The organism is Candidatus Merdisoma sp. JLR.KK006 (assembly GCF_036941035.1).
Classification (GTDB): Bacteria; Bacillota; Clostridia; order Lachnospirales; family Lachnospiraceae; genus Laedolimicola.
This window is the reverse complement of record NZ_JAYMNS010000002.1, coordinates 208,453-233,220: the sequence shown is the minus strand read 5'-3', so window position 1 is coordinate 233,220 and position 24,768 is coordinate 208,453. Positions and strand designations below refer to the sequence as shown.

22 protein-coding genes and 1 other annotated feature are annotated in these 24,768 nt (G+C 46.1%); of the genes, 16 read left to right on the top strand and 6 right to left on the bottom strand.

The annotated features are described in order from the left end of the window. The first annotated feature begins 35 nt into the window (after nt 1-35). From VSQ61_RS02720 to VSQ61_RS02685, 8 genes are all read left to right on the top strand, one after another. Nucleotides 36-920, top strand: a complete 885-nt coding sequence (locus VSQ61_RS02720) for a TraX family protein (RefSeq protein WP_334342890.1) — start codon at nt 36-38, stop codon at nt 918-920. Between the two features lie 383 nt (nt 921-1,303). Further along, on the top strand, nt 1,304-2,944 hold the full coding sequence (locus tag VSQ61_RS02715) for an ABC transporter substrate-binding protein (protein ID WP_334342889.1): 1,641 nt from the start codon (nt 1,304-1,306) through the stop codon (nt 2,942-2,944). Nucleotides 2,945-3,210: 266 nt separating this feature from the next. Then, entirely contained in the window at nt 3,211-4,161 is a 951-nt protein-coding gene (locus tag VSQ61_RS02710; RefSeq protein WP_334342988.1) for an ABC transporter permease, read from the top strand. Nucleotides 4,162-4,166: 5 nt separating this feature from the next. Beyond that, a complete protein-coding gene (locus VSQ61_RS02705) occupies nt 4,167-4,982 on the top strand; it encodes an ABC transporter permease (protein ID WP_334342987.1) in 816 nt (271 codons plus the stop codon). Between the two features lie 59 nt (nt 4,983-5,041). Next, nucleotides 5,042-5,974: an oligopeptide/dipeptide ABC transporter ATP-binding protein gene (locus VSQ61_RS02700; RefSeq protein ID WP_334342888.1), complete on the top strand. Its 933-nt coding sequence runs from the start codon at nt 5,042-5,044 to the stop codon at nt 5,972-5,974. Nucleotides 5,975-6,003: 29 nt separating this feature from the next. Then, the gene (locus VSQ61_RS02695) at nt 6,004-6,615 is read left to right on the top strand and encodes an ABC transporter ATP-binding protein (RefSeq protein WP_334342887.1); all 612 of its coding nucleotides are present in this window, start codon (nt 6,004-6,006) and stop codon (nt 6,613-6,615) included. A gap of 235 nt (nt 6,616-6,850) precedes the next feature. Next, nucleotides 6,851-7,162: a thioredoxin gene (gene trxA, locus VSQ61_RS02690; RefSeq protein WP_334342886.1), complete on the top strand. Its 312-nt coding sequence runs from the start codon at nt 6,851-6,853 to the stop codon at nt 7,160-7,162. A gap of 38 nt (nt 7,163-7,200) precedes the next feature. Next, the gene (locus tag VSQ61_RS02685; protein ID WP_334342885.1) at nt 7,201-8,073 is read left to right on the top strand and encodes an NAD(P)/FAD-dependent oxidoreductase; all 873 of its coding nucleotides are present in this window, start codon (nt 7,201-7,203) and stop codon (nt 8,071-8,073) included. 163 nt (nt 8,074-8,236) lie between these two features. Here the strand turns inward: VSQ61_RS02685 and VSQ61_RS02680 are convergent, their stop codons facing one another. From VSQ61_RS02680 to VSQ61_RS02660, 5 genes are all read right to left on the bottom strand, one after another. After that, entirely contained in the window at nt 8,237-9,061 is an 825-nt protein-coding gene (locus VSQ61_RS02680) for an energy-coupling factor transporter transmembrane component T family protein (RefSeq protein ID WP_334342884.1), read from the bottom strand. After that, nucleotides 9,058-10,767, bottom strand: coding sequence for an ABC transporter ATP-binding protein (locus tag VSQ61_RS02675; protein ID WP_334342883.1), 1,710 nt, complete (start codon nt 10,765-10,767; stop codon nt 9,058-9,060). The genes VSQ61_RS02680 and VSQ61_RS02675 overlap by 4 nt, the downstream gene beginning before the upstream one ends. Before the next feature lie 226 nt (nt 10,768-10,993). Further along, the gene (locus VSQ61_RS02670) at nt 10,994-11,545 is read right to left on the bottom strand and encodes an ECF-type riboflavin transporter substrate-binding protein (RefSeq protein ID WP_334342882.1); all 552 of its coding nucleotides are present in this window, start codon (nt 11,543-11,545) and stop codon (nt 10,994-10,996) included. Nucleotides 11,546-11,918: 373 nt separating this feature from the next. Further along, nucleotides 11,919-12,773, bottom strand: coding sequence for an SAM hydrolase/SAM-dependent halogenase family protein (locus VSQ61_RS02665; protein ID WP_334342881.1), 855 nt, complete (start codon nt 12,771-12,773; stop codon nt 11,919-11,921). Nucleotides 12,774-12,791: 18 nt separating this feature from the next. Then, the gene (locus VSQ61_RS02660; RefSeq protein WP_502877013.1) at nt 12,792-13,712 is read right to left on the bottom strand and encodes a nucleoside hydrolase; all 921 of its coding nucleotides are present in this window, start codon (nt 13,710-13,712) and stop codon (nt 12,792-12,794) included. A 251-nt stretch (nt 13,713-13,963) separates the two neighbouring features. Here VSQ61_RS02660 and VSQ61_RS02655 point away from each other — a divergent pair, with 251 nt between their 5' ends. The 4 genes from VSQ61_RS02655 to argJ all read left to right on the top strand — a co-directional run bounded on the left by VSQ61_RS02655 (nt 13,964) and on the right by argJ (nt 18,369). Further along, on the top strand, nt 13,964-15,292 hold the full coding sequence (locus tag VSQ61_RS02655; RefSeq protein WP_334342986.1) for a replication-associated recombination protein A: 1,329 nt from the start codon (nt 13,964-13,966) through the stop codon (nt 15,290-15,292). Nucleotides 15,293-15,556: 264 nt separating this feature from the next. Continuing rightward, on the top strand, nt 15,557-16,597 hold the full coding sequence (gene argC, locus VSQ61_RS02650) for an N-acetyl-gamma-glutamyl-phosphate reductase (RefSeq protein WP_334342879.1): 1,041 nt from the start codon (nt 15,557-15,559) through the stop codon (nt 16,595-16,597). A gap of 27 nt (nt 16,598-16,624) precedes the next feature. Further along, nucleotides 16,625-17,071 (top strand): GNAT family N-acetyltransferase, encoded by a 447-nt coding sequence (locus VSQ61_RS02645; protein WP_334342878.1) that lies wholly within the window; start codon nt 16,625-16,627, stop codon nt 17,069-17,071. A 74-nt stretch (nt 17,072-17,145) separates the two neighbouring features. After that, nucleotides 17,146-18,369, top strand: coding sequence for a bifunctional glutamate N-acetyltransferase/amino-acid acetyltransferase ArgJ (argJ, locus tag VSQ61_RS02640; RefSeq protein WP_334342985.1), 1,224 nt, complete (start codon nt 17,146-17,148; stop codon nt 18,367-18,369). Nucleotides 18,370-18,544: 175 nt separating this feature from the next. Here argJ and VSQ61_RS02635 read toward each other — a convergent pair whose 3' ends face one another. Continuing rightward, a complete protein-coding gene (locus tag VSQ61_RS02635) occupies nt 18,545-19,642 on the bottom strand; it encodes a DUF362 domain-containing protein (RefSeq protein WP_334342877.1) in 1,098 nt (365 codons plus the stop codon). Nucleotides 19,643-19,986: 344 nt separating this feature from the next. On the opposite strand from VSQ61_RS02635, the gene VSQ61_RS02630 reads away from it, so the two are divergent. The 4 genes from VSQ61_RS02630 (at nt 19,987) to VSQ61_RS02615 (ending at nt 24,348) form a co-directional block, all read left to right on the top strand. After that, a complete protein-coding gene (locus VSQ61_RS02630) occupies nt 19,987-20,604 on the top strand; it encodes a formyltransferase family protein (protein ID WP_334342876.1) in 618 nt (205 codons plus the stop codon). Next, nucleotides 20,604-21,398: a GNAT family N-acetyltransferase gene (locus VSQ61_RS02625; protein WP_334342875.1), complete on the top strand. Its 795-nt coding sequence runs from the start codon at nt 20,604-20,606 to the stop codon at nt 21,396-21,398. The genes VSQ61_RS02630 and VSQ61_RS02625 overlap by 1 nt, the downstream gene beginning before the upstream one ends. A gap of 499 nt (nt 21,399-21,897) precedes the next feature. After that, complete coding sequence (locus VSQ61_RS02620) at nt 21,898-23,382, top strand: tetratricopeptide repeat protein (protein WP_334342874.1); 1,485 nt, start codon at nt 21,898-21,900, stop codon at nt 23,380-23,382. 66 nt (nt 23,383-23,448) lie between these two features. After that, nucleotides 23,449-24,348: a PHP domain-containing protein gene (locus VSQ61_RS02615; RefSeq protein WP_334342873.1), complete on the top strand. Its 900-nt coding sequence runs from the start codon at nt 23,449-23,451 to the stop codon at nt 24,346-24,348. Nucleotides 24,349-24,489: 141 nt separating this feature from the next. Further along, nucleotides 24,490-24,755 (top strand) — a binding site (T-box leader). Nucleotides 24,756-24,768 lie beyond the last annotated feature (13 nt).

Genomic DNA, 24,768 nt, shown 5'->3' with positions numbered 1-24,768 from the left:
AAATATGAAAGATATACAAAAGTGGGGGTCGAAAAATGTCTGTGACAATGCTAAAGCGTATTGCCCTGACGGCAATGGTAATTAACTATATCGGAGCATTTATACCGGGGATGCCTGTCTGGTTCCAGTGGATTGGACGGCTGGCCGCACCCTTGTTTTTTTATGCTATGGCTTGGAGCCTGGATAAAACCAAAGATAAGAAGCTGTATTTTAAACGGCTCTATGTATGCAGTGTGGCCATGGCTGTGGTCAATCTGATTCTCTCCATTGTGGTTCAGAAGACAGGGCTTATGACAACTGTGACAAATAATATTTTTGCTACGCTTTTTGCGGGTGCTTTCTTTATTGAGGTCATGGAGTTTGGACGTGAGCATCCAAAACGGAAATGGCGTATGTGGTTTATCTATGGCTTTTGGCAGATTGCTTTTGCAGGGCTGTGGGCTGCTCTCTATGAGCTTGTGGAGGTTCCCTATGCTGTCTTGAATCTGCTGTCAGCTGTCTGCGGCAGCGCTTTGACCTGCGAAGGTGCTTTTCTTTTTGTCCTTATGGGTGCGCTGTTCTATTATACCAAGGAGGATAAAGGGAAGCTTGCCCTTGGGTATCTGATTTTCTGCCTTGTATTTTTTCTCAATTCTGCTTTTGGAATCTGGGGCAGGTTTTTTATGCTGATAGGGAGCGATGTGCTTGTAGCCTTTATGGAGGTTATAACCGGGCTTGTGCTTTGGGGAGCATCATTCCGATCACTTTTTGACTTTTCTCATATGCTGAATAATGATTTTCAGTGGATGATGATTGCAGCGCTGCCATTGCTGTTATGCTGCAACGGAAAATGCGTACGGTATAAAAAGTATTTTTATTATATCTTCTATCCGGTGCATGTGTATTTGTTATGGTTTTTGGGTGTTGTGATTCTAAGGTAGGGAGAATAAGCAGAACAATAAAATGGAAGGGCTGTCGGGAAATAAGACATCAGCCCTTCTTTTTGATAATTCAGATGCAGTTTTTCGTTAATAGTCATTCAATATTGACATTTAATACTTTGCCAAAGCAAAAAGCTCATAGCCAGCTGCGAAGCGTACACCATTTTCGATCCTGCTGACGAAGGAGTATGACATTATTTGTTATATATTTTAGAATGGGTGGATATTAGATTTGGTCCTCAATGGAACTGTAAAAATATTGAATGCATATTTTTTTAAAAAATATCCCCCAGGGTGGCTTGTGAACATTTTAACGCATGTGTATAATCAAAGATGTCAATTGGCAGGCACAGGATGAAAGATGACAGCGAGGTGTTATACACATGAAAAATAAATGGATTTCTATTATGATAGCGGCAGTAATGTCCATAAGCTTACTCACAGCCTGCGGTTCGAATTTGGAAGCCCCCCAGGGGGATGAGACGCAGCAGGAAAATCAGGAGGGACAAAAAGCCCCGGAGGGTGAAGCTAAGGATTCCGTGATTGTAGTCATGGGACCTACCTCAGAGCCGGAGGCAGGCTTTGATCCCGCTTACGGCTGGGGCGCCGGTGAGCACGTCCATGAGCCCCTGATTCAAAGCACACTGACAGTTACGAATCCGGATCTTTCCATTGGCTATGATTTGGCCACGGATATGCAGGTGAGCGAGGATGGAATGACCTGGACGGTAACTATCCGGGACGATGTGAAGTTTACGGACGGAGAACCTTTGACAGCTTCCGATGTGGCATTTACTTACAATACGGTGAAAGAAATAAGCTCCGTCAATGATTTTACTATGCTGAAGGAGGCAGTGGCCGTGAGTGATACTATGGTAGAGTTTCATATGGCACAGGCATATTCTATCTGGCCTTATACCATGGCCATTGTGGGAATTGTGCCGGAGCATGCTTACGGCCCCGACTATGGTGAGAATCCCATTGGATCCGGGCGGTATATCATGAAGCAGTGGGACAAGGGACAGCAGATTATCTTTGAGGCCAATCCGGACTATTACGGTGAGGAAATAAAGATGAAGCGAGTTACCGTTGTATTTATGGAGGAGGATGCGGCTTTTGCGGCGGCAAAGGCAGGACAGGCAGATCTGGCATATACGGCGGCAGCCTACTCGGATCAGAATATAGACGGCTATGAACTTCTTTCCTTTGAGTCGGTGGACAACCGGGGCTTTAATCTTCCGGCAGTACCCGCAGGAACCGGTGAAAATGGAAATGCCGTTGGAAATGATTTCACCAGTGATGTGCAGGTTCGCAGGGCCATTAATATCGGTCTTGACCGGCAGGAAATGCTGAACAATGTTCTGAACGGTTACGGAACGCCTGCCTACAGCGTCTGCGATAAGATGCCCTGGTATAACAGTGAGGCCGAGGTGGAATATAATCCGGAGGAAGCAAAGGCGATACTTGAGCAGGCCGGGTGGAGCGAGGGCACGGATGGCATTCGGGAGAAGGATGGCGTAAGAGCAGCTTTCAATCTCTTATATCCGGCCAGCGACTCTCTGCGTCAGGCATTGGCGGCGGATACCCAGAATCAGTTAAAGGAGCTGGGAATAGAGGTTACCATAGAGGGCGTAGGCTGGGATACGGCTTACGATCGTGCGCAGGCAGAGCCTTTGATGTGGGGATGGGGAGCCCATTCTCCTATGGAACTGTATAATATTTATCATACTTTGGAAAATGGTTCCGCAGAATATTCTCCCTATTCCAATGAAGCGGTTGACAAATACATGGATGAAGCCCTGGCGGCCAGCGATCTGGACAGTTCCTATGAGTTTTGGCAAAAAGCACAGTGGGATGGAACAACCGGAATTACACAGGAGGGAGATATTCCCTGGATTTGGCTTGTGAATGTGGATCATCTGTACTGGTCAAGGGAAAATCTGAAAGTGGCAGAGCAGAAGCTGCATCCCCATGGACATGGCTGGTCTATTGTTAATAATGTGGATCAGTGGATGTGGCAGTAAGTGTTTACAATAATAAGCTAACCCATTATAACCAACTATAAAAGCAAAGCAGGAGCTGCTTTAGGCGGCTCCACTTTGTGCGTTTATATGGAATGGTGGGGCATTTGGAATTCACCAAGTTTTTGGCAAGGGCGTTATCTTGTAATAGGAGGAACTGACAGATGAAATTAGATGAAAAAGATCCATCTGCAAATATAGGAAATACCCAAAGGGTATCCCTTTATGCACGCAAAACATGTGCAAATATAGGAAAGCAGGCCATTCGGATGTTTCTGCTGCTCATATGTGTCAGCATGGCGGCATTTTTTCTGGTATCCCTGTCTCCGGTAGATCCCCTGCAGGCCAATGTGGGTCAGGCGGCATTAGGAAGCATGAGTCAGGAGCAGATTGCGAAGCTCAATGCTTATTGGGGTGTGGGTGAGCCCCCGGCGGAGCGCTTTCTTGCATGGGCTTCGGATTTTTTTCGGGGAGATATGGGGATTTCCCTCCTGTATCGGCGGCCCGTATCGGAAGTGATTGGTGTTAAATTTTTCAATTCTATCTGGCTTCTTGCTATTGCCTGGGTGATTTCCGGCGTGATGGGCTTCTGTCTGGGAGCTTTGGCAGGGATGAAGCGCGGGACATGGGTGGATAAGGCCATACGTGGATATTCTCTTTTGATCGCCAGCACTCCGGCGTTCTGGCTTGCTTTGGTACTCCTTATGATTTTTGCAGTCTGGCTTCAGGTTCTTCCGGTAGGCTTAAGTGTCCCCATTGGCATGGAGGCCGCAGGCGTCACCCTGGCAGATCGGATTCGTCATGGGATTCTTCCTGCCCTTACATTAAGCATCACCGGGATTTCCAATATTACTTTGCATACCAGAGAGAAAATGATTGACATTATGGAGAGCGACTATGTGCTTTTTGCAAGAGCGAGAGGGGAGAGCAATTGGAGCATTTTTAAAAATCACGGTTTTCGAAATGTGATTCTTCCCGCATTGACTCTGCAATTTGCTTCCATCAGTGAGATTTTTGGCGGCTCTGTCCTGGTGGAGGAGATATTTTCCTACCCCGGACTTGGTCAGGCTGCGGTGACGGCAGGGATTGGAAGTGATGTTCCCCTGCTTCTTGGAATTACGGTAATCAGTGCGGCGATTGTATTTGGGGGCAATCTGATTGCGAATATTTTGTACGGAATCGTAGATCCCCGTATTCGCAGGGGAGGTGCAGGGCTGTGAGACGGATGAACGGAAGAGAGCGTACGGTACTTTTGTTTGGCATGGCATTGCTGTTTTTGGCCTTGATTACCATAGCAGGGCAGAGCTTTGCCAAGGCAGCTATGGAGACGGATTTTTCCAGAAAGAACCTGTCTCCCTGTTGGGAATATTTATTTGGTACAGACTGGATGGGACGTGATGTGTTTGTGCGCACCCTTACGGGCTTGTCTATGAGCATTCGCATCGGGCTTTTGGCAGCAGGGGTCAGCGCACTCCTGGCTTTGGCGCTGGGAATTCTCTCGGCTGCCATGGGAAAGGCTGTAGATTCCATTGTCACCTGGATTATCGATCTGGTTATGGGAATTCCTCATATTTTGCTGCTGATTCTCATTTCCTATGCCTGCGGAAAGGGCTTTAAGGGAGTGGTGATAGGAGTGTCCCTCACCCACTGGACTTCTTTGGCAAGGCTGATTCGGGGTGAGGTCTTGCAGTTAAAGGAAGCTGCGTATATAAAGGCGGCGAAAAAGCTTGGCATGAGTCCCTGGCGGATTGCCTGGAAGCATATGGTTCCTCACTTGTTTCCTCAGTTTTTGGTGGGATTGATTCTTTTGTTTCCCCATGCGATTCTCCATGAGGCAAGCATCACCTTTCTGGGATTTGGTCTGTCCCCGGAGCAGCCGGCTATTGGGGTGATATTGTCAGAGAGCATGCAGTATCTGGCCATGGGAAAGTGGTGGCTGGCGCTGTTTCCGGGGCTTTTGCTGGTATTGACGGTGGTGCTGTTTGATGTGGCAGGTGAGAGCCTGCGGAAGCTCCTGGATCCGGGCAGCGCACATGTATAAAACAGATTTGGGTGTACTGTTTGAGAGGGACGGAACTGGAATAGGAGACATAGTAGCAGATGGTAGAAAAGAAGATTATATTAGATATACAAAATTTATCCATTTCTTTTCAGCAATATGACAAGGGCTTTGCAAGAACGGATTTGGATGTGATTCGGGATCTGAATGTAACCATTCATGAGGGCGAAATGGTGGCGGTGGTAGGCTCCAGCGGCTCCGGAAAAAGTCTGCTGGCCCATGGAATCCTGGGGATTCTTCCCTACAATGGAGTGCTTGGCGGTACCATCCTTTATGATGGGGAGGAACTGACACAAAAGCGGAAGGAAGCGCTTCGGGGAAATGAGATTGTTCTGGTTCCCCAGAGTGTGGCATTCTTAGATCCGCTTATGAAGATAGGTCCTCAGATCCGAAAGGGAAAAAAGGATCCGGCATCCAGGGAAAAACTGAACCAGATCTTTGAGGGCTATCATCTAAAGCAGGAGGTTCAGGAGCTTTATCCCTTTGAACTGTCCGGGGGAATGAATCGGCGTGTGCTGGTTTCTACGGCTATGATGGGCAATCCCCGCCTGGTAATTGCGGATGAGCCCACGCCGGGGCTTCATATGAAGATGGTGCGCCGGGTGATGAGCCATTTCCGGGAATTAGCGGATCAGGGGGCAGGGGTTCTCTTGATTACCCATGATCTGGAGCAGGCTCTGGAGGTAGCTGACCGGGTGGGGGTGTTCTATGCGGGCACTACGGTGGAGGATGCGGATGTAAGGGATTTTGATAAGGAGGAAACCCTGCGGCATCCCTACTCCAAGGCTTTGTGGCGAGCGCTTCCTCAGAATGGATTTCAGTTTATCGGGGGAACACAGCCTTATGTGAAGGATATGCCAAAGGGCTGTCCTTTTGGTCCCAGGTGCGACAAGTATTGTGAGAAGTGTAAAGGGGAGATTCCCTATCGTAAACTCCGAGGCGGTAAGGTTCGCTGCTTGTATGCGGAACCATAATCAGCAGGACTATAAATAGGAGAATTCAGATGGTATTGGAAGCAAAACATATTTCTTTTCGCTATGGAACGGATAGCAGACAGATTTTAAATGATTTCAGCCTGAAGCTGACCCAGGAGGAACGGGTGGGACTTATTGCCCCCAGCGGCTTTGGAAAGACTACTTTCTGTAAGATTCTGGCAGGCTATGAAAAGCCGGATGAGGGGGAGGTCCTTTTGGACGGACATTCCCTGGCTGAGTATAAAGGCTATTGCCCGGTGCAGATGATCTGGCAGCATCCGGAAATGGTAGTCAATCCCCGTCTTCGGATGAAAGAGGTTCTGGCAGAGGGCGATAAGCTGGAGCAGCGAGTGATTGAGGGGCTTGGGATTGAGCCGGATTGGCTGAACCGATATCCGGCGGAGCTTTCCGGCGGAGAGCTTCAAAGATTTTGTATAGCAAGGGCTTTGGGAGCGGGGACGCGGTTTGTTCTGGCGGATGAGATTAGTACTATGCTGGATCTCATTACCCAGAGTCAGATCTGGAGCTTTCTGGTTCAGGAGGTGGAGAGCCGGGGGATTGGGCTTTTGGCAGTGAGCCACAGCACCCCGCTTTTAGAGCAGGTCTGCACCCGGATGGAGGATTTGGAGAAAACGGAATAAAGGGAAGAAGTGTTAACTGGAAAAAATAGTCTTTTTTTATCTTGTCATTTGCGGTATACTATAAAAAAGCGTGGACAGAGGTATATTTTTTCTGACGGGCAAATATAAACAATAGGAAATACCCTACGGGTATCCCTCTATGCACAAAAAAGCATGTGCAGATCAAAGAAACACCCTACGGGTATCCCTCTATGCACAAAAAAAGCATGTGCAGATCAAAGAAAGGAGAATTTTTATGGCACTTATAGAGGTAACGGAGCAGAATTTTGAGCAGGAAGTATTGAAATCAGATATTCCGGTTTTAGTGGATTTCTGGGCAACCTGGTGTGGTCCCTGCAGGATGCAGGCGCCCATTGTAGATGAGCTTTCCGGGGAGGTAAGCAGTGTAAAGTTTGCCAAGCTGGATGTGGATGCAAACGGCAGACTGGCACAGCAGTATGGGGTAATGAATATTCCCACCCTGCTTGTATTTAAAGAGGGAAAGGTAGCAGGGAGCGCCGTAGGGCTTCAGTCCAAGGAGAGCTTACGGGAGCTGCTTGGCTTATAAGTCTTAAGTATAGGAATTGAGATGGAGAAAATGATATCATGATGTATGATGCGGTGATGATCGGGAGCGGTCCGGCAGGCCTGTCGGCGGCGCTCTACACAAGCCGGGCAAATTTAAAGACTCTTGTAATCGGCAAAGACCGAGGCGCTTTGGAAAAGGCGGATCGAATTGAGAACTATTTTGGAATGGCTGAGCCCATATCCGGCTGCGAGCTGGTGGAGAATACAAAGACTCAGGCCAGGAATCTCGGTGTGGAGCTGGCAGAGGATGAGATTTTCCATATCTCCTGGAACGGTCATTTTATTTTGGAGGGGAAAAATGGAATTTATGAGACTCTGGCTGTGCTTCTGGCCACAGGAACCGGAAGAAAAACTTTGAAGATAAAGGGCTTAAAGGAACTGGAGGGCAGAGGTGTCAGCTACTGCGCTATCTGTGATGCCTTTTTCTACCGGGATAAAGAGGTGGCTGTTCTTGGCAATGAAGCCTATGCCGTCCATGAGCTGAGCCAGCTTCTTCCGGTGGTGAAGTCCGTTACGCTTTTGACCAACGGGCAGGAGCTCAAGGCTGAGGTGCCGGAGGGTGTTCATATTATCCGGGAACCGGTTATTTCCGTAGACGGAGCGGAACGTGTGGAGGGCGTGACTTTTGCAGATGGAAGCAGCCTTTCGGCAGAAGGACTTTTTGTAGCCCTTGGAAGTGCAGGAGCCATGGAGCTGGCAAAAAAGGCAGGAGCATTTACCGAGGGGCAGAATATCAAGGTAAATGAGCGGATGGAAACGAATGTTCCGGGCCTGTATGCGGCCGGGGACTGTATTGGCGGTCTTTTGCAGATTTCCACTGCCGTGGGAGAGGGGGCACAGGCGGCTATGTCTATGATTCCCTTTGTGCGGAAGCAGAGGAAGGAAGTGTAAAAAAATAATGCTCTCAGCAGCTCAAAGGCTGCTGGGTGCATTATAAAATCAATGCTATATGCCAGAGTTTATTCTTGCAGATAATAAACCATATATACATGTTTGAATGTTTTCTCTTAGTTAGAGCCGGACAGCATATTCCAATTTAACGTCTGTATATCTTTTAAAACGGATTCCAGTATCGCCCCTCATTTATAAACTGAAGCGCAATAGAAATACCAATCAGTACAAAACCTAAGATAATAGTAGTATAATCCAGACCAGTAAACTTCCGCTCCCGATACCAAGTCCGCCTGGACTTCTTGCCGAAGCAGCGAAGTTCCATGGCATTGGAAACTACCTCAATCCGCTCCATGCTGGACAGAATCAAAGGCATAAGAATAGCGGCAGCCCCTTTCAGCCTTTTCACCAGACTTTCTTTTCCTGACAGCTCCACGCCCCGGGCCTGCTGCGCCAGAGAAATAGTGTGAAATTCGTCCAGAACGTCCGGAATATAGCGCAGGGCCAGAGATACGGAATAGGAAACCTTGTAGCTGACACCGATTTTATTCAGGGATGCAGCGAATTCGCTTGGCTGTGTGGTGGAGATAAAAAGAATCACCACCGGAATGGTTGCTGTGTATTTTAAAATTACATTTGCATGATAAAGAAGCTGCTGTACAGTAATGCTGTACCTCCCGATAATGTGAAACAGCTCAGTTCGGGTATCATAGATGCTTATCCCATGCTCCGGGGAGAAAAGATAGATCAAAAGGTTATTCATAACCAGAAATACTAAAGAGAAAATAAGGATAACCTTAACATCGCTTACTTTGATTTTTGATACTTTGAACAGAACCAGCGCAGCAATGGTCAGCAGGATAAGATATCTGGTATCAAAGGTAATCATAGCTGCAAGAACCCAGCAGAGCATGCAGGCCAGCTTGGAGGCTCCGGTTAATTTGTGAATGGGAGAAACGCGGTCTATGTAATTAAATAGCTGAATCATTTTCGTACCTCCTCCTCTTCATAGTCTATAAAGTGCTGAACGAATACATTAGGGTCCTCAATTCCGCACAAAAGCGCCAGATCATAAAGGGAGGTTTCTTTCAGATTCGCACGCTTGATAATATCCGGATTGGTCAGAATGTTGGCAGAGGTATCATCTGCAATCACCTGTCCCCCTGAGAAGACAATAGCTCTCTGAGCGTATTCCAGCATGAGATGCATGTCATGAGTAATCATAACTACCGTGATTCCCCGGTTGTGAAGCTCTTTCAGGAATTCCATGATCTCCGTATAATGACGGTAATCCTGTCCTGCCGTAGGCTCGTCCAGAATAATCATCTGGGGATCGAGGGCTAGAATGGAGGCAATGGTAACACGCTTTTTCTGTCCAAAGCTTAAGGCAGATACCGGCCATTTCCGGAAAGGATACAGGCCGCAGATTTTTAATACTTCTTCTACCTTTGCTGTGACGGTGTCTTCCGGCACTTGTCTCTGGCGAAGTCCAAAGGCCACCTCGTCAAAGATCATGGTCTTGGAAATCATCTGGTTGGGATTCTGCATCACATAGCCAATGCGATCCGCACGCTCCTTGATGCTGTAGTTCATCATATCCTCACCCTGGAATGTAAGAGTGCCGGACTGCTGCTTTTCAAAACCGCAGATAACCTTGGAAAATGTAGACTTACCGGCTCCGTTTGTTCCTACAATCGCCAGAAGTTCCCCTTTGGCGGCTGTGGCGCTGATTCCCTTTAGGGCATGGAAGCCGTTTTCATAAGTGAAATCAATTCCGTCGGCCCGAAGCAGAATATCCGGTTCATCCTTTTTTTCCTTTTCCTTTCGGCTGTGATACCAATCACGGACTGCTGCCGTTTCCTCATCTGACAGGGTAAGGCTGTGGATGCTGTGGGGCTTACACTTTGGAGTAATGGTCATTCCGGCGTATTTGAGAGCTGTTAAGTATAAGGGCTCCCGGATTCCGTTTTCCAGAAGAAGATTGGTGGAGAGAAGTTCGTCAGGAGCTTGAACAGCCGCAATTTCTCCATTTTTCATGAGTACAATCCGATCTACGTCACGCCACAGCACATCTTCCAAACGGTGCTCTACAATGATTACAGCTGCTCCTGTTTCCTTTTGAATCTGATCAATGATCTCAATGGCACGTTTTCCGGTAGCCGGGTCAAGATTGGCTAAAGGTTCGTCAAAGAGAAGAATTTCCACCTGATTTACCATGACCCCTGCCATGGAAACCCGCTGCTTTTGTCCGCCGGAGAGAGCATCGGGAGCATGCTCCAAGTGGTCGGCAATTCCTACCTTTCGGGCCGCCTGAAGAACTTCTCTTTTCATATCCTCCTGATTTACACAGGCATTTTCCAGAGCAAAGGCAATATCCTCCGCAACAGTTAATCCAATAAACTGTCCGTCCAGATCTTGAAGGACGGTTCCGATGGTTTTGGATATCTCGAAAATACTTTCATTTTTCGTTTCCTTGCCATGTATGGTCAGAGTTCCGGTAGATACTCCGGAATAGGCAAAGGGAATCAGCCCGTTCATACAGTGGGTGAGGGTGGATTTGCCGCAGCCGGAAGGGCCAGCAATGAGAAGCTTTTCTCCCGGATAAATCTTCAGATTGATGTTTTTCAGAGTCGGCTCTGCCTGGGCATCGTACTGGAAACTGAAATTTTCAAATTTTATAATCGGTTCTTTCACCTGTACCTCCTTTTCGATTGCTGGACATTGTCAGACAGTATAACTCATACGAAATATCTTAAGGCATGGCGTGAAACATAAAGTTGTTTCGCAGGGATTATACGAATAACAGGCATTCCAGAATCGAGATGTATGGTTCATAACAATTAAGAAAGGCTGCCGCAAAATAAGACAGCGGATTTTTTGATCCAAATGCCTTACTTTGGGACAGCCTTTTCCGTATATTTTATTTTTCTGCTTTTAAGGACCCCTTTTTCGCTCTTGTAGATGCATAAGCAAAGCACAAAATAGTGCCTACAATTGCTGTTGACAGAATATTTCCAACGCTGCCTACTGCGCCCTGAAGAAAGATTTTTTCTGCAGGCTCGTCATAGATCAGAATATCCAGGCCAGGTGCAATAAGACCCCATGCAATCAAATGCGCAATAATCTGTACTATATTAAAGATAATAACGCCTTTTACACCAAAATCACCTTTGGACAATTTCAGTTTGTAGCCTAAGAAGCCCATAACCAGACCGAAAAATGCGCTCCCTGCGATCCAGCTCCACCAAACCCCCCAGCCGCTTGCAAGGTCGCTTAAGAAGTGGCCGATAAGACTCATAAGGAAGCCTGCTGCCGGGCCGAACAGCATAGCCATCACTGCCACAACGGGGTAGTGTACGCTGATCTTCAGATTGGGCGCCGGTGTGGGAATTGCCACATAGCTGCTCAGCACGAAAAACAGTGCTGCGCCGATTCCGGTTGCTACGATTGTTTTTACTGAGAAATTCTTCATTTGTAACTCTCCTTTTCCCTCTTGATAGTTTGGAATACTCGTACAAATTTAGCATCATATACCTTATAGGCATCATGTAATACATACCCTGCGGAGGCAGCGGACCTCATCCTTAAAGGTTTATTCCTGTGGGCAATGAGCCAAGCGGACGTGCTTGCACGTCCATTTGGCGACTGCCGCAGGGGTCAAATACCCCGCAGCTCTGCTGCGCTACAAGCTTGATGCCCCGTCAGCTTGCTGCGGGGTATTTGACTTTGCAGGAGTACTCTTAGGTATATAAATTTATATTACAAAGGCTTAAGGCCTTTTGCAACCTTATTCCTGCGGGTACCTGACTATATAGGGGGATATACAGCCTGGTACAGTGAGGGCATTATCCTCTGGGATCCTTTCGAATCTCAATATGCCAGCTGTTGCCGGTTCCGATATTATAAGCCTTGGCAAAGCTTCCCTGATTGATGGCGACTGCCATACAGTTCAGAGAATTCATATAGACCAGAGGTTCGCCTACATATACATCTGCAAAGGAGTGGGCATAGACCATGGTATTTCGGTACAGGGTTCTGGTATCATTGGAGATCTGTACTTCTACACGCTCGCCAAAATCAATGCCGAGGGTTTTAAACAGTTCTATGGGAATATTCGTCCACAGGCTTCCAAACCGAACATCCAGTACGTCGATGGTGCCTGCCGCGCCTCCGTCCGAAGTTTCTTTGGCCGGAATGGTAGGCAGTTCCAGAATGGTGGAGGGATCGATTTCTTCTCCTACCTGCTCAAAAGTAATCGTACCGGCAGCAAGTCTGGCGCCTGTAAAAGCATAGACGTCCCGGCCATGGAAAGTATAGGATTCCTCAGAACCGGAACGGCGGTTAACTGTTTCATCAATAATACGGGCCGCCTCAATTCCGGGGTTTCGCTTTACAAAGGTCAGAGTGCCGTTGTCCGGAGTTACTACATACTGCCCGGTCTTTGTCTTGGCGACAATGCTTCTTCTGGTGGAACCTACTCCCGGATCTACCACCGATACGAATACAGTGCCCTCCGGCCAGTAGCTTACAGTCTGAATCAGACGATAGCTGGCCTCCCAGGTGTTGTAGGGTTCAATTCCATGGGTGAGATCGTAAATCTTTAAATCCGGTGATACACCGTAGGCAACACCGTACATAGCGCTTACGGCGCCGTCCTGCATTCCGAAATCTGTCTGGAACACCAAGGCTCCTTTTACCATATTCATCACCTCTTTCTTTTATATTTTTCTTAATTTTGTTATTAAATCTGTCATCAGCGGATCACGTTCCATCCGATATACGTACCGCATGGAATGGCGTCCTTCTGTGAAATGATATCTGCCCTGGCTGGTAATCTTCGGACAGGGAACCGTTCGTTCTTTCATAAATCGCTGATTGTCATTGAGAAGCCACGCCACAGCCGCCACATCCCAAATAGCCTTTGTCCACATAGGAGTTTCGGCCCATTCTTCCACAGAGGCGATGGCATGGGAAGCCAGATAATCTGTAAGAGGACTGTGCCCTTTCAGATATACTTCCAGCTCCGGTTTGCTGATGGAGAAGCTTTCCACAACACCCCAGCAGGGAAGCTGTACCAGAGGAACACCGCTGTCAAAAAGCACCTGTGCTGCAGGAATATCCTCCATAAGGTTAAATTCTTCTATTTCCGAACAGTGAAATCCGCTTCCTCCAAGCCAGATAACCACAATGCGCTCTCGTATGGAGGGTTCCAGAAGAATGGCAGATGCAAGATTGGTAGCTGCCGCAATTCCGATTACATATAAGGGATGTTCCTTTGAATACTGGAGGGCACGTTCAATCAAATCTTGGGCGGCTTCCGATTTTGCAGGCTCATTTCTGTCTTTCAGAAAATGCTCTGCACCTGGAAATACTCGTTCTCTGTATTTTGGCGCCTCAGCCAGATTCAGAATATTCAGAATCTCATCATAGCTTTTCTCCATTCCTGTTTTTGGGGAATCCGCTTTTTCATTGAAGAAAGGGGCCGCATAGATGGCCTGTAGACGAAGCTTTTCCTGATTGCGTATTAGATAGGCCAGAGCGAATTGATCATCGACTTCATTGAAAGCATCGGTGTCCAAAACCACATCTACCGGATATGTGGGATATTCGAGCATCTGAAGCCGCAGGGTTTCTTCCAAAAACAGCACCTCCCTGGTTTTGTAATATCTTAAAAATACTGTTTTAAAACCAATGCCTAAATTTTGTGGAATTTATGTAAAAAAATAGAAAAAAATAAACTTCTTGTAGCATTTATACCATGGAACCGGCAAGATGTCAATTGGTTTATTTTTATTAAAAAATGACTTGTGGCAGCCTCCGGAATGTAGTATGATAAGGGAAACATATGTTTGCAAAATGCTGTGGGAAAAGGGCAAGGTGATAGGAAATGATGGAACAGCTAAGCCTGTTTGACGATCGGGAACAAAGTGCGCCGCTGGCCAGCCGTCTAAGGCCGGAAAGTCTGGATGAATATGTAGGGCAAAGACATTTAATCGGGGAGGGGAAAATCCTGCAGAAGTTAATCGAGAGGGATCAGGTATCTTCTATGATTTTCTGGGGTCCTCCGGGAGTGGGAAAGACGACTCTGGCAAGGATTATCGCTAAACAGACACGGGCGGAGTTTGTAGAATTCAGCGCAGTAACCAGCGGAATTAAGGAAGTAAAGGAAGTGATGAATCAGGCAGAGCAGAATCGCAGAATGGGGATTCGCACCCTTTTGTTTACAGATGAGATTCATCGTTTCAACAAGGCTCAGCAGGATGCATTTCTGCCTTTTGTGGAGAAAGGCAGCATTGTTCTGGTAGGGGCAACCACGGAGAATCCCTCCTTTGAGATTAATTCCGCTCTCTTATCACGCTGTAAGGTTTTTATTTTAAAGGCCCTGGAGGAAAAAGATCTGATGGCTCTTCTTTGCCATGCATTAAAAAGTCCCAAGGGCTTTGGCAATCTGTATATATTAATAGAAGAAACACAGTTGAAAGCCATTGCCCGATTTGCCAATGGTGATGCAAGAACGGCGCTAAATACGCTGGAAATGGCTGTTTTGAATGGAAAAATGAATGAGGAGGGAGTGCTCTGTGTAGATTCGGAGCTTTTGGCCCAGTGTATGAACCGGCGTTCCCTTTTGTACGATAAAAATGGAGAGGAGCATTACAATTTGATTTCCGCACTCCATAAGTCCATGCGCAACAGCGATCCGGACGCAGCGGTTTACTGGATGCACCGGATGCTGGACGGAGGAGAGGAGCCTTTGTATATTGCAAGGAGGCTGATACGGTTTGCCAGTGAGGATGTGGGAATGGCGGATTCCGGAGCTCTTTCTCTGGCGGTTTCAGTCTATCAGGCCTGTCATTTTCTGGGAATTCCGGAATGTGATGTGCATCTGACCCATGCAGTCGTGTATCTTTCCATGGCTCCCAAGTCCAATGCCCTTTACCAGGCTTGTGAGGCATGCAAGACGGATGTGCGTGAGCTTCCGGCGGAGCCTGTGCCATTGCAGATCTGCAATGGGCCCACGAATCTTATGAAAGAGCTTCATTATGGGGAAGGATATATTTATGCTCATGATACGGAAGAAAAGCTGAGCAGAATGGAGTGTCTGCCGGAGGCTTTGGCAGGGAGGAGGTATTACCATCCCACAGAGCAGGGACAGGAGCGGCAGGTGAAGGAAAGGCTTGAGGAAATATTGAGGTGGAAAAATGAAAAGTCCAAGGCATAAAGTGCGCAAATCTGCAAAAAGATTAGGCTTAAATGTGGTAGAAGTGCATAAAAATAAAATAGAACTTGAATAATATGAAAAATAGTGATAATATATGCAATGAATATGCATAATAATTCAAAACCGTAAATGCAGAATATGAGGTGCACAGTGTCCTGCTTCTTATAGCCGCTCGACCAAGGAGCATGAGGTTATTGGAAAAATGTAAACAGGATACGGAAGAATTAGAGAAGAAAGCTTAAAGCAGAGAGGATAGAGGAGATTATGATTAAAGTAGGAATTATTGGATCAACCGGATACGCAGGCGGGGAACTGGTGCGAATCCTGACAGGGCATAAGGAAGCGGAGATTAAATGGTATGGTTCCCGAAGCTACATAGATAAGAAGTATGCCCAGGTTTATCAAAACATGTTCCAGATTGTGGATGACAAATGTATGGACGACAATATGGAGGAGCTGTCCAGGGAGGTGGATGTGATTTTCACTGCCACTCCACAGGGGCTTTGCGCATCTCTGGTAAATGAAGAGATTCTGTCACGGACAAAGATTGTGGACTTGAGCGCAGATTTTCGAATCAAGGATGTTAAGGTATATGAGCAGTGGTATGGGATCACCCATCCTACGCCCGGGTATATACCGGAAGCGGTTTACGGTCTCTGTGAGATTAACCGGGAGGATATAAGAAAGGCAAGGCTGATTGCCAATCCCGGATGTTATCCTACCTGTACCACACTTTCCATTTATCCCTTGTTAAAGGAAGGGCTCATTGCGCCAAATACGATCATAGTGGATGCCAAGTCCGGAACATCCGGCGCAGGCCGTGGAGCCAAGGTGGACAATCTGTTCTGCGAGGTGAATGAAAATATCAAGGCTTACGGTGTGGCAACCCATCGCCACACTCCGGAGATTGAGGAACAGTTAGGCTATGCGGCAGGGGAGCCGCTTAAGATTAATTTCACGCCGCATCTGGTGCCTATGAACCGGGGAATACTGATTACGGCTTATGCTAGTCTGAAAAAGGAGACTTCTTATGAAGAGGTAAAGGCAGCTTATGACAAATATTATGCTTCCGAGCAGTTTGTACGGGTACTGGATCAGGATGTATGCCCTCAGACGAAATGGGTGGAGGGCAGCAATTATGTGGATGTGAATTTTAAGCTGGATCCCAGAACGAACCGGATTATTATGATGGGGGCTATGGATAATCTGGTAAAAGGAGCAACCGGTCAGGCAGTTCAGAATATGAATCTGATGTTTGGAATAAAGGAGAGCGAGGGACTTAATCTGGTTCCGATGTTTCCGTAGTTTTACTAGAAAGGAATGGCAAAAAACATGACAATCCGAACAATGACAATCGAAGATTATGACGGTGTATATGAGCTTTGGATGACAATCAAAGGTTTTGCCATTCGAAGCATTGACGATTCCAGAGTGGGTGTGGAGCGTTTTCTTCGCCGGAATCCGGATACCAGTGTGGTTGCTCTGGAGGATGGAAAGGTGGTAGGGAGCATCCTCTGCGGCCATGACGGGCGGCGTGGCTGTCTGTACCATGTGTGCGTACATGGGGATTATCGGATGAGGGGAATCGGCAAGGCGATGGTAGTGTATGCCATGAATGCGCTGAGAAAAGAGCAGATCAGCAAGGTATCCCTGATCGCATTTACCCAAAATGACATTGGAAATGCTTTTTGGAACCGAATTGGCTGGACAAAACGGCAGGATTTGAATTATTATGATTTTGTGCTGAATGAAAAGAATATTGAGGAGTTCAATAAATAATTGGGCCGGGAATCGGGAGCTTTTAGAATACAAGACAAACTATACAGAAAATGGAGAATTAGATTATGAAAGATATAAAAACCATTTCAGGCGGCGTGACAGCGGCAAAAGGATTTGAGGCAGCAGCAGCGGCAGCGGAGATCAAATATAAGGGGCGCACGGATATGGCCCTTATCTACAGCGAGACGCCCTGTCAGGCAGCGGGAACCTTTACCACCAATGTAGTAAAAGCTGCTCCTGTAAAATGGGATCAGAAGATTGTGGCCGAGTCTCCCTTTGTTCAGGCAGTGGTTGTCAATTCCGGAATTGCAAACGCCTGCACGGGAGCGGAAGGGTATGGGTATTGCAAGGATACAGCTAGAGAGTGTGCCAGGGTGCTGGATGTGCCGGAGGATGCCGTATTGGTAGCTTCCACAGGCGTGATCGGCATGCAGCTTCCTATGGAACGCCTGAAAAAGGGAATCACTTTATTAAAGGAAGCAAAGGGCAGTACTGCAGAGCACGGTACGGCGGCGGCCAAGGCAATTATGACTACGGATACAGTGCATAAGGAGATTGCGGTTCAGACAGAGATCGGCGGAAAAACAGTGACCATCGGCGGAATGTGCAAGGGCTCTGGTATGATACATCCCAATATGTGCACCATGCTTGCCTTTGTGACCACGGACGTCTGCATTTCCAAGGAAATGCTGCAAAAGGCTGTGAGCGAGGATGTAAAGGATACTTTCAATATGATTTCTGTGGACGGAGATACCTCCACCAATGATACATTGCTGGTTCTGGCCAACAAAGCGGCAGAAAATCCGGAGATAGCAGAGGAAAATGAGGACTTCAGGCAGTTTGCGGCTGCGCTTAATATAGTCAATACTTATCTTGCAAAGAAAATGGCAGGGGATGGGGAAGGAGCCACAGCCCTTTTTGAAGTAAAGATTGTGGGTGCAAAGACAAAGGAGGATGCAGTGACCTTAAGTAAGTCTGTGGTGACCTCCAGCCTGGTGAAAGCGGCCATCTATGGTCATGATGCCAATTGGGGCCGGATTCTTTGTGCTATGGGTTATTCCGGCGTACAGTTTGATCCGGAGAAAGTGGATCTGTTCTTTGAGAGTAAGGCAGGAAAGCTTCAGATTATAGAAAACGGCGTTGCAGTGGATTACAGTGAAAAGGAGGCTACCCGGATTTTGTCGGAGCCGGAGGTGACAGCTTTGGCGGATGTGAAGATGGGGGATGCTGCGGCTGCGGCGTGGGGATGTGATCTCACGTATGATTATGTGAAGATTAATGCGGATTATCGGTCATAACAGAATGAATAGGGGAAAATATGTGAAAAGAGGGGGCTGTCGGGAAATAAGACATCAGCCGGACACAGGGTATCAGAAAAGTCTTCGGTCTTATTTCCCGACAGCCCCTTTTCCGCTGCTGGGTATGATTTAGATTTTGATTTAAATGCACCTTTTTATGCTGCTTTTCGAGATCCTACGACTCCCAATTTTCTTCCAAAAACCGCAGGATATCAACGGCTTTGGGCGGACATCCCTTTAAAAAATCAGAACAGCAGGAAGTACAATTCCCTATACCGATTTTTCCGGGACAATTTTTCCAGCCCTGGCCGATGGAGACAGGAGAGGCATTCTTTTTAAGCTTTCCGGCTTGGCGTAAACGGTCTAGTGCATAGATAAGGGAACCATAACAAGCGGAGCAGGCATCCTTGGGAGCAGTATATCCGGCCAGAGCTTCTACCCGGCGTGTGAATCTGGGACGGGAGTCAGTAAAAGTATCTTGATTCAGCAAAATTACATTTGCTTTCGAGGTGTCGGCACAACCTACCCCCAGACGCTCTGCCATAGTAATATAGGGCACTTCATCTACGGAATGCCCCATAGAATCGCAAACATAGGCATCACAAAGGACTGGATCCCAAAAGCCCAGGATTCGGTTCATGGTTACAGGATTGCCGCCCTCTTCAAAATCCAGATCCCCACAGATATTGTCTACCAATATAAAATCATTGCGGGCAACTGTGTTTAAGTGAGCAATAGGCTTATGGAGACCCAACGTATGAAATCTGCGTTTTTCAGAATTGGGAATCACACCTTTATTATTCTTAAGGGCGCAGGTGATAGTAGTTTGACAATGCCCCTTAAGAACTGGAAGATTAATCATAAAGTCCACATTCATTGCAGCATCACATACATTGATTTGCATTCCTTTTGCATCATAGGTATGATAGCTGTCCTTTTGGAGATCCACAAAGGGGATACCATAGGCATCACAGATGCGGTCATAGCCAAATGCATGGAAGGAACGAGAGGTACGCTCTCCAACCCAGGAGCTTTCCATCACTGTAATGTGAGAAAAACCATGTTTTTGCAGATATTCAATGGTTCCAGCGGTTAGCTCTCCATGAGTGGTGGCTCCAAGGGAAGGATCCTTGGCACAGATCAGGTTTGGTTTTAATCCAATATGTTTTTTGGTGCTGCCAATAGCTGCTGCCAGATCTGCAGCTTCCAAAAGCTGTAAGGTCATTTCCTTATAGTTTGTTCCGTGAATAATGAAAATATCTTTTTTGTTCATAGGTATCATAACCTCCTGTTCTGATTATATAATAGTTTATATTTTCTGGCAAATGGAGGGAGAGCGTTTATATAATTTAACCTGTTGTGCCGCTTAAATAACCAGTGCTGCATTCTTTGCACAAAGTACTAAAAAGCCTAAAATATCTCTATGAAATTAGTGAGACGGTTCATAATCTTTGGGAAAAATTTGATGTAAGGATAGGGGAGAAAATAGGAAAATTAGTAGAAAAAGATATAAATAAGTTCGTAGAGTAACCTGCTCTACAAAAAAATGCAGAAGCAGCAAGGCTCTTAGATACTGAAAGAGCTGCGGTACAGAAAGGGGTCCTTGATATCTGGTATGTGCTTTATTGTCCGAATCAAAAGGAAGAAGATCTGCTCTACGCCTGTAAGCAGCATTTGACCGGCGAGGCTCTTAAGGATGCTTTTGTATTCACCTATGACCGCATGCGGCGGTACGGCGGTGCCTGGCATCTGGATACAATTGTTAATTTCCATAATGCGCTGCTTCCGAAGTTCCCTGGGAGGAATGCGCCGAGCTGGGCTATATTTGAAAACGAGCAGGAAACGGGGATCACCTGGCACTATGTCACAAAGCAGGTGGATGCGGGAGATATTATTATACAGAAAAAGTGCAGGATAACCGCAGATGTACGGGCGTATGAGCTTACTGAAAAATTGATGCAGCTTGCTTTTGAAGCATTTAAGGAAAAATTTGCGGAAATAATAGAGGACCGGGCAGCGGCCAGAAAGCAGCTGCTGACAGGGAAAAGAAAGATTTATAAGTCATCAGATATTCCGGGAATGTGCAGGTTCGGCATGGAGGATTCACCGGAGTATATTTATCGTCTGCTGCGGGCGGAGGAAAAGCCGGGTAGGCTGTATCTGCCGTTGGACGGAGAGTTTTCTTTGCGGCTGTCCTGGGCGGAGGTTTGTGGAAATTTTGAGGGGGGGGGGTAATGCCTGACATAGAATATTTTTATGAACTGGTATCATGGGTAAGGACTGCTGACAGAAAATATCTGTCCAATTATTACTTTTTGCAGAATACGTTACTGTCAAAAGCAATTGAGCAGGCAGAAATAACATATCATTACAGGGAAAAAGAGTATTTGGTTTTGTGGTATCAGAAGGAACAATTTAAAAGAATGTATTATTTCATTGCGGATGCCGGCCATTATAAAATAAGTAACGATTCTGATGAGATATATGTATGTGACATTATCTGCCGGGATCCCGATTCATCGGAAGCAGGCCGGATATTATCCAGGGCAGGAATGCGTAAACACGCAGTTTACATGAAGTGGCTCTGCAGAAGTCCGGTTTATCTGAATATGCAGAGCCCGAGTGATTTACAGATAGTTTATGAGGATGATGGAGATCTGTTTAAAGAAAAGTTATATCTGTATTTTGATGAACTTTCAGATTTACTGCCGGATAAAAGGGAATGGGATACTTTTCTTAAAGAGAAGCATTTTATCGGAGTACATGATATAGACAGAGGTGCTCTTGCAGCAGGAATGGTTTATTCAAAGTCCGGCAGCGTTATTACAGAGGATTTTATATTCGTCACGCCTGCATATCAGGGAAAGGGGATAAGTAAGCTGCTGCATTATGCTTTATACGAAAAATATGCGGCAGATAAGGTGAGGTATATTGCGTGGATACGGACGGACAACATAAAGAGTATAGGTTTACACAGGTTTTTTAAGTATCAAAGACAGGAGCAGTTTAAAATTACTTTTAGGAGCTGATACAGCAGCCATTGTAATCAGAAAAGTAGTGTTTGGCTGTTATTTGTTTTGGCGTATAAAGAGTTCCAAGAGAAAATAAGATTATGATATGCATAGAAAATACTCACTATTCTAACAGCTAATATGATTAGATAGTGAGTATTTTTTTGCCATGCATACAGAATTTCTGTATTTAAAAGAACAGTTTAAATTGATTCGGCTTATTTTGGTAAGAATTATAGGAGTTATTACTGAAGTGTATAACGGTTTTACTTTTTTATAATTTTGAAATTGCACAATGGGAAAAAGAGGAAGAAAAACGGTAGTTGAAGCTATAGAGTGGATGGAGGCTTAAAGGCTATTATAACAAACAATCTAGATTTTTTGGATGGAGCTTTACACATAGAACTACAAAAATTCTAAGAAGAAAATCTAGGAATCCCCAAAGATTTATGGTATCCTAAAATAAAATACCAAAATATGACATACGGAACCATAAGATAAAAAGGGGAAAACACAAATGAGTTATGAAGAACTGTCCTTAACTGGATTTATAAATGAAATGAAGGATGTCTCCGTCGGTCCCCATGCAAGAAAATTTTGTTTTGTCCTAGGGGCAGGGGCGTCCATTACATCCGGAATAAAGTCAGGCCAGGAGCTTGTAAACATATGGGACAAAGAACTACTGGAGAGAAACAGGGATAGTCATTTAAAATGGAAAAAGGATTTAAAAATAAACGATTCCAATAAATACAGCTTTTACAGCCAATATTATGAAAGACGTTTTAAACGTCAGCCCATGGATGGGTATAATTATTTGGAAAAACTGATGGAGCATGCAAAGCCAAGCATTGGATATGTAATGCTTTCGTATATGCTGACGCAGACGGAGCATAACGTTGTAATCACCACAAACTTTGATCATCTGACAGAAGACGCCGTAAATTATTACACACAGACAATACCCCTCATCATAGGACATGAGACATTGGCCCATTATATAGGAAAGCAGATCAGAAGGCCCACAATTATAAAAATACACAGGGATCTTCTTTTTGATCCGAAGAATAGAACGGACGAATTGGAAAAGCTGCATAAAAACTGGAAGGAAGCATTGGGGATCGTATTTTCCGAGTATCATCCTGTCTTTATAGGATATGCAGGAAATGATAAGAGCCTTATGAATTTTTTGTTGGAGAATAAGGAGAGATTTTCAAGAGACGAATGGAGATTCCCTTACTGGATGCTTTATAAGACAGACGAGGCAAACGCCGAGGTGATGCAGTTTCTGGAAGCGGCCAATGGATATCTGATTAAGCATAATGGATTCGATAAGGTTTTGTATTTGCTGGGAGCTGAATTTGAGTGCAAATTGCCTTTAAAGGAAGACTTCATCAACGATGCCGAAAAGCGGTTTCAGATGCTGGCAAATGCGATAGACGAGTTTACTGAGAAATCAATCCGGAAAGAGGATATGCCTCAGGAGGAAAAAGAGCCTGACGAAGAAATGGACCAGGCAGTTCGGAAAATTACCAATCAGACAAAATTGCAGGGGATGTACAGAAGGGCAGTTGAATTGCACAACTCTGAGAAAAATAAAGAGGCAATAGAATTGGAACAGCAGCTTCTGGAGTTTGAGCCGGACAATGCCAGATACCGTTATCTTTTGGGCTTAACTTTACAGCAAATGGAGCGTTATGAGGAATCATTAGATGAGCTTCAGAGAGCATTGGAGCTTGATCCGGATAATGCAGAATACAACTACAGCCTTGGTGTAACCTTTTTTGAATTAAACCGTTACAATGAGGATTTGGAGGCGACAAGAAGAGCATTGGAATTTGACCCGGATAATGCGGAATATCACTGGAGCCTGGGACGCACTCTGCAAACGCTGAAGCGCTATGATGAGGCACAATGGGCAATGCAGAAGGCTTTAGAATTGGAGCCTGACAATGAACAGTATCAGGCTACTCTTGAAAAGATAAAAAATGAAAAATTCGGTTGACAACCTTGGAAGCTACTGGGGCTTTTGGGGTATCCAAAGGAAGAGTTTGATACATGGAGGTAAAAAATGGTTGATTTACATATGCACAGCAATTACAGTGATGACGGAGAGTTTACGCCCCTTGAGCTGGTGGAGAAATGTGCAGCTTGGGGAGTGGAGCTGATGGCTGTCACGGATCACAACTGCGCCTGCGCAAATCAGGAAGTAAAAGAAGCGGCAAAGGAACGGGGAATCCGTTATATTTCAGGAATTGAGATTGATTGTACCTATGAGGGAGCGAATTTTCATGTGCTGGGATACGGTATAGATGATGCGTCCCCGGATTTTGCCAGGGTGGAGGAAAATATCAGATCTCAGGTTCGAAATGCTTCTATAGAAATGCTCGCCAAGACGAGAAAGCTGGGGTTTATGGTGGAAGAATGGGAGATGCGGCAGCTTTCCGAAGGGAGCCGCTGGCCGGATTCCTGGACGGGAGAGATGTTTGCGGAGGTTCTCCTTGCAAAGCCGGAATACAGAGAACATCCTCTGCTTTTGCCTTATCGGGAGGGCGGAACCAGGGCGGATAATGCGCTGGTGAACTTTTACTGGGATTTTTATTCTCAGGGAAAGCCCTGCCATGCGGATATTGAGATACCGGAAATGAAAGATATCATAGATATCATCCATCAAAACCACGGCTTGGCGGTTCTGGCCCACCCTTGCGTCAACCTGAAAGGGCGGGAGCAGCTTCTTGGCGGAATCATAGGTTTGGGGATAGACGGGATCGAAGCTTTCAGCAGTTACCATACGCCAGAGCAGGCTTTGGAGCGTGTGGAGCAGGCAAGGGCTTATGGGCTCTTCTACACCTGCGGCAGTGATTTTCACGGAAAGACAAAGCCGGCCATTTGCCTGGGAGGGCATGGATGCAAAGCGCCGAAGGAAGAACTTGAACGGGAATTGGAGAAGCTGATGGAGAAAGCGCTGTGAGTGTTCGCTGATTTTGATTGAAAAGACAGCTTGCTTTTACAAGTTTTATGATGCTTTTATGGAAAACCCGGTTGACAATCTCGAAATCTACAGATATAATGTCCCTAGTATCTGACAGATATCCATTACAATTTTATCATTGCAAAAGCATTGACGGGAACAAGTAGAGAGCAGTGACCCCGGACAGAAAGCAGCCGGCTGATGAGAGGCGCACGGAAAGCCTGTTTTTGAATACATCCCTGAGCTTCACACCAAACGGAGTAATATTCTAAATTAGCTCCAAGTAGGCTGTGACGGAGCCCTGCACACGTTATCGTGCTAGAGTGTTTTGAGACACTTGAAGAGGTAAGCGGCGTGAGCCGTTTATAAAAAAAGGTGGTAACACGAGTATAACCCTCGTCCTTTTATTAGGACGGGGGT

What these genes read in the sequence shown, in the direction of transcription:
- VSQ61_RS02720 (WP_334342890.1), top strand. Translation starts at nt 36, where the DNA reads ATGTCTGTGACAATGCTAAAGCGTATTGCCCTGACGGCAATGGTAATT.
- VSQ61_RS02715 (WP_334342889.1), top strand. Translation starts at nt 1,304, where the DNA reads ATGAAAAATAAATGGATTTCTATTATGATAGCGGCAGTAATGTCCATA.
- VSQ61_RS02710 (WP_334342988.1), top strand. Translation starts at nt 3,211, where the DNA reads ATGTTTCTGCTGCTCATATGTGTCAGCATGGCGGCATTTTTTCTGGTA.
- VSQ61_RS02705 (WP_334342987.1), top strand. Translation starts at nt 4,167, where the DNA reads ATGAACGGAAGAGAGCGTACGGTACTTTTGTTTGGCATGGCATTGCTG.
- VSQ61_RS02700 (WP_334342888.1), top strand. Translation starts at nt 5,042, where the DNA reads ATGGTAGAAAAGAAGATTATATTAGATATACAAAATTTATCCATTTCT.
- VSQ61_RS02695 (WP_334342887.1), top strand. Translation starts at nt 6,004, where the DNA reads ATGGTATTGGAAGCAAAACATATTTCTTTTCGCTATGGAACGGATAGC.
- trxA (WP_334342886.1), top strand. Translation starts at nt 6,851, where the DNA reads ATGGCACTTATAGAGGTAACGGAGCAGAATTTTGAGCAGGAAGTATTG.
- VSQ61_RS02685 (WP_334342885.1), top strand. Translation starts at nt 7,201, where the DNA reads ATGATGTATGATGCGGTGATGATCGGGAGCGGTCCGGCAGGCCTGTCG.
- VSQ61_RS02680 (WP_334342884.1), bottom strand. Translation starts at nt 9,061, where the DNA reads ATGATTCAGCTATTTAATTACATAGACCGCGTTTCTCCCATTCACAAA.
- VSQ61_RS02670 (WP_334342882.1), bottom strand. Translation starts at nt 11,545, where the DNA reads ATGAAGAATTTCTCAGTAAAAACAATCGTAGCAACCGGAATCGGCGCA.
- VSQ61_RS02665 (WP_334342881.1), bottom strand. Translation starts at nt 12,773, where the DNA reads ATGGTAAAAGGAGCCTTGGTGTTCCAGACAGATTTCGGAATGCAGGAC.
- VSQ61_RS02655 (WP_334342986.1), top strand. Translation starts at nt 13,964, where the DNA reads ATGGAACAGCTAAGCCTGTTTGACGATCGGGAACAAAGTGCGCCGCTG.
- argC (WP_334342879.1), top strand. Translation starts at nt 15,557, where the DNA reads ATGATTAAAGTAGGAATTATTGGATCAACCGGATACGCAGGCGGGGAA.
- VSQ61_RS02645 (WP_334342878.1), top strand. Translation starts at nt 16,625, where the DNA reads ATGACAATCCGAACAATGACAATCGAAGATTATGACGGTGTATATGAG.
- VSQ61_RS02635 (WP_334342877.1), bottom strand. Translation starts at nt 19,642, where the DNA reads ATGAACAAAAAAGATATTTTCATTATTCACGGAACAAACTATAAGGAA.
- VSQ61_RS02625 (WP_334342875.1), top strand. Translation starts at nt 20,604, where the DNA reads ATGCCTGACATAGAATATTTTTATGAACTGGTATCATGGGTAAGGACT.
- VSQ61_RS02620 (WP_334342874.1), top strand. Translation starts at nt 21,898, where the DNA reads ATGAGTTATGAAGAACTGTCCTTAACTGGATTTATAAATGAAATGAAG.
- VSQ61_RS02615 (WP_334342873.1), top strand. Translation starts at nt 23,449, where the DNA reads ATGGTTGATTTACATATGCACAGCAATTACAGTGATGACGGAGAGTTT.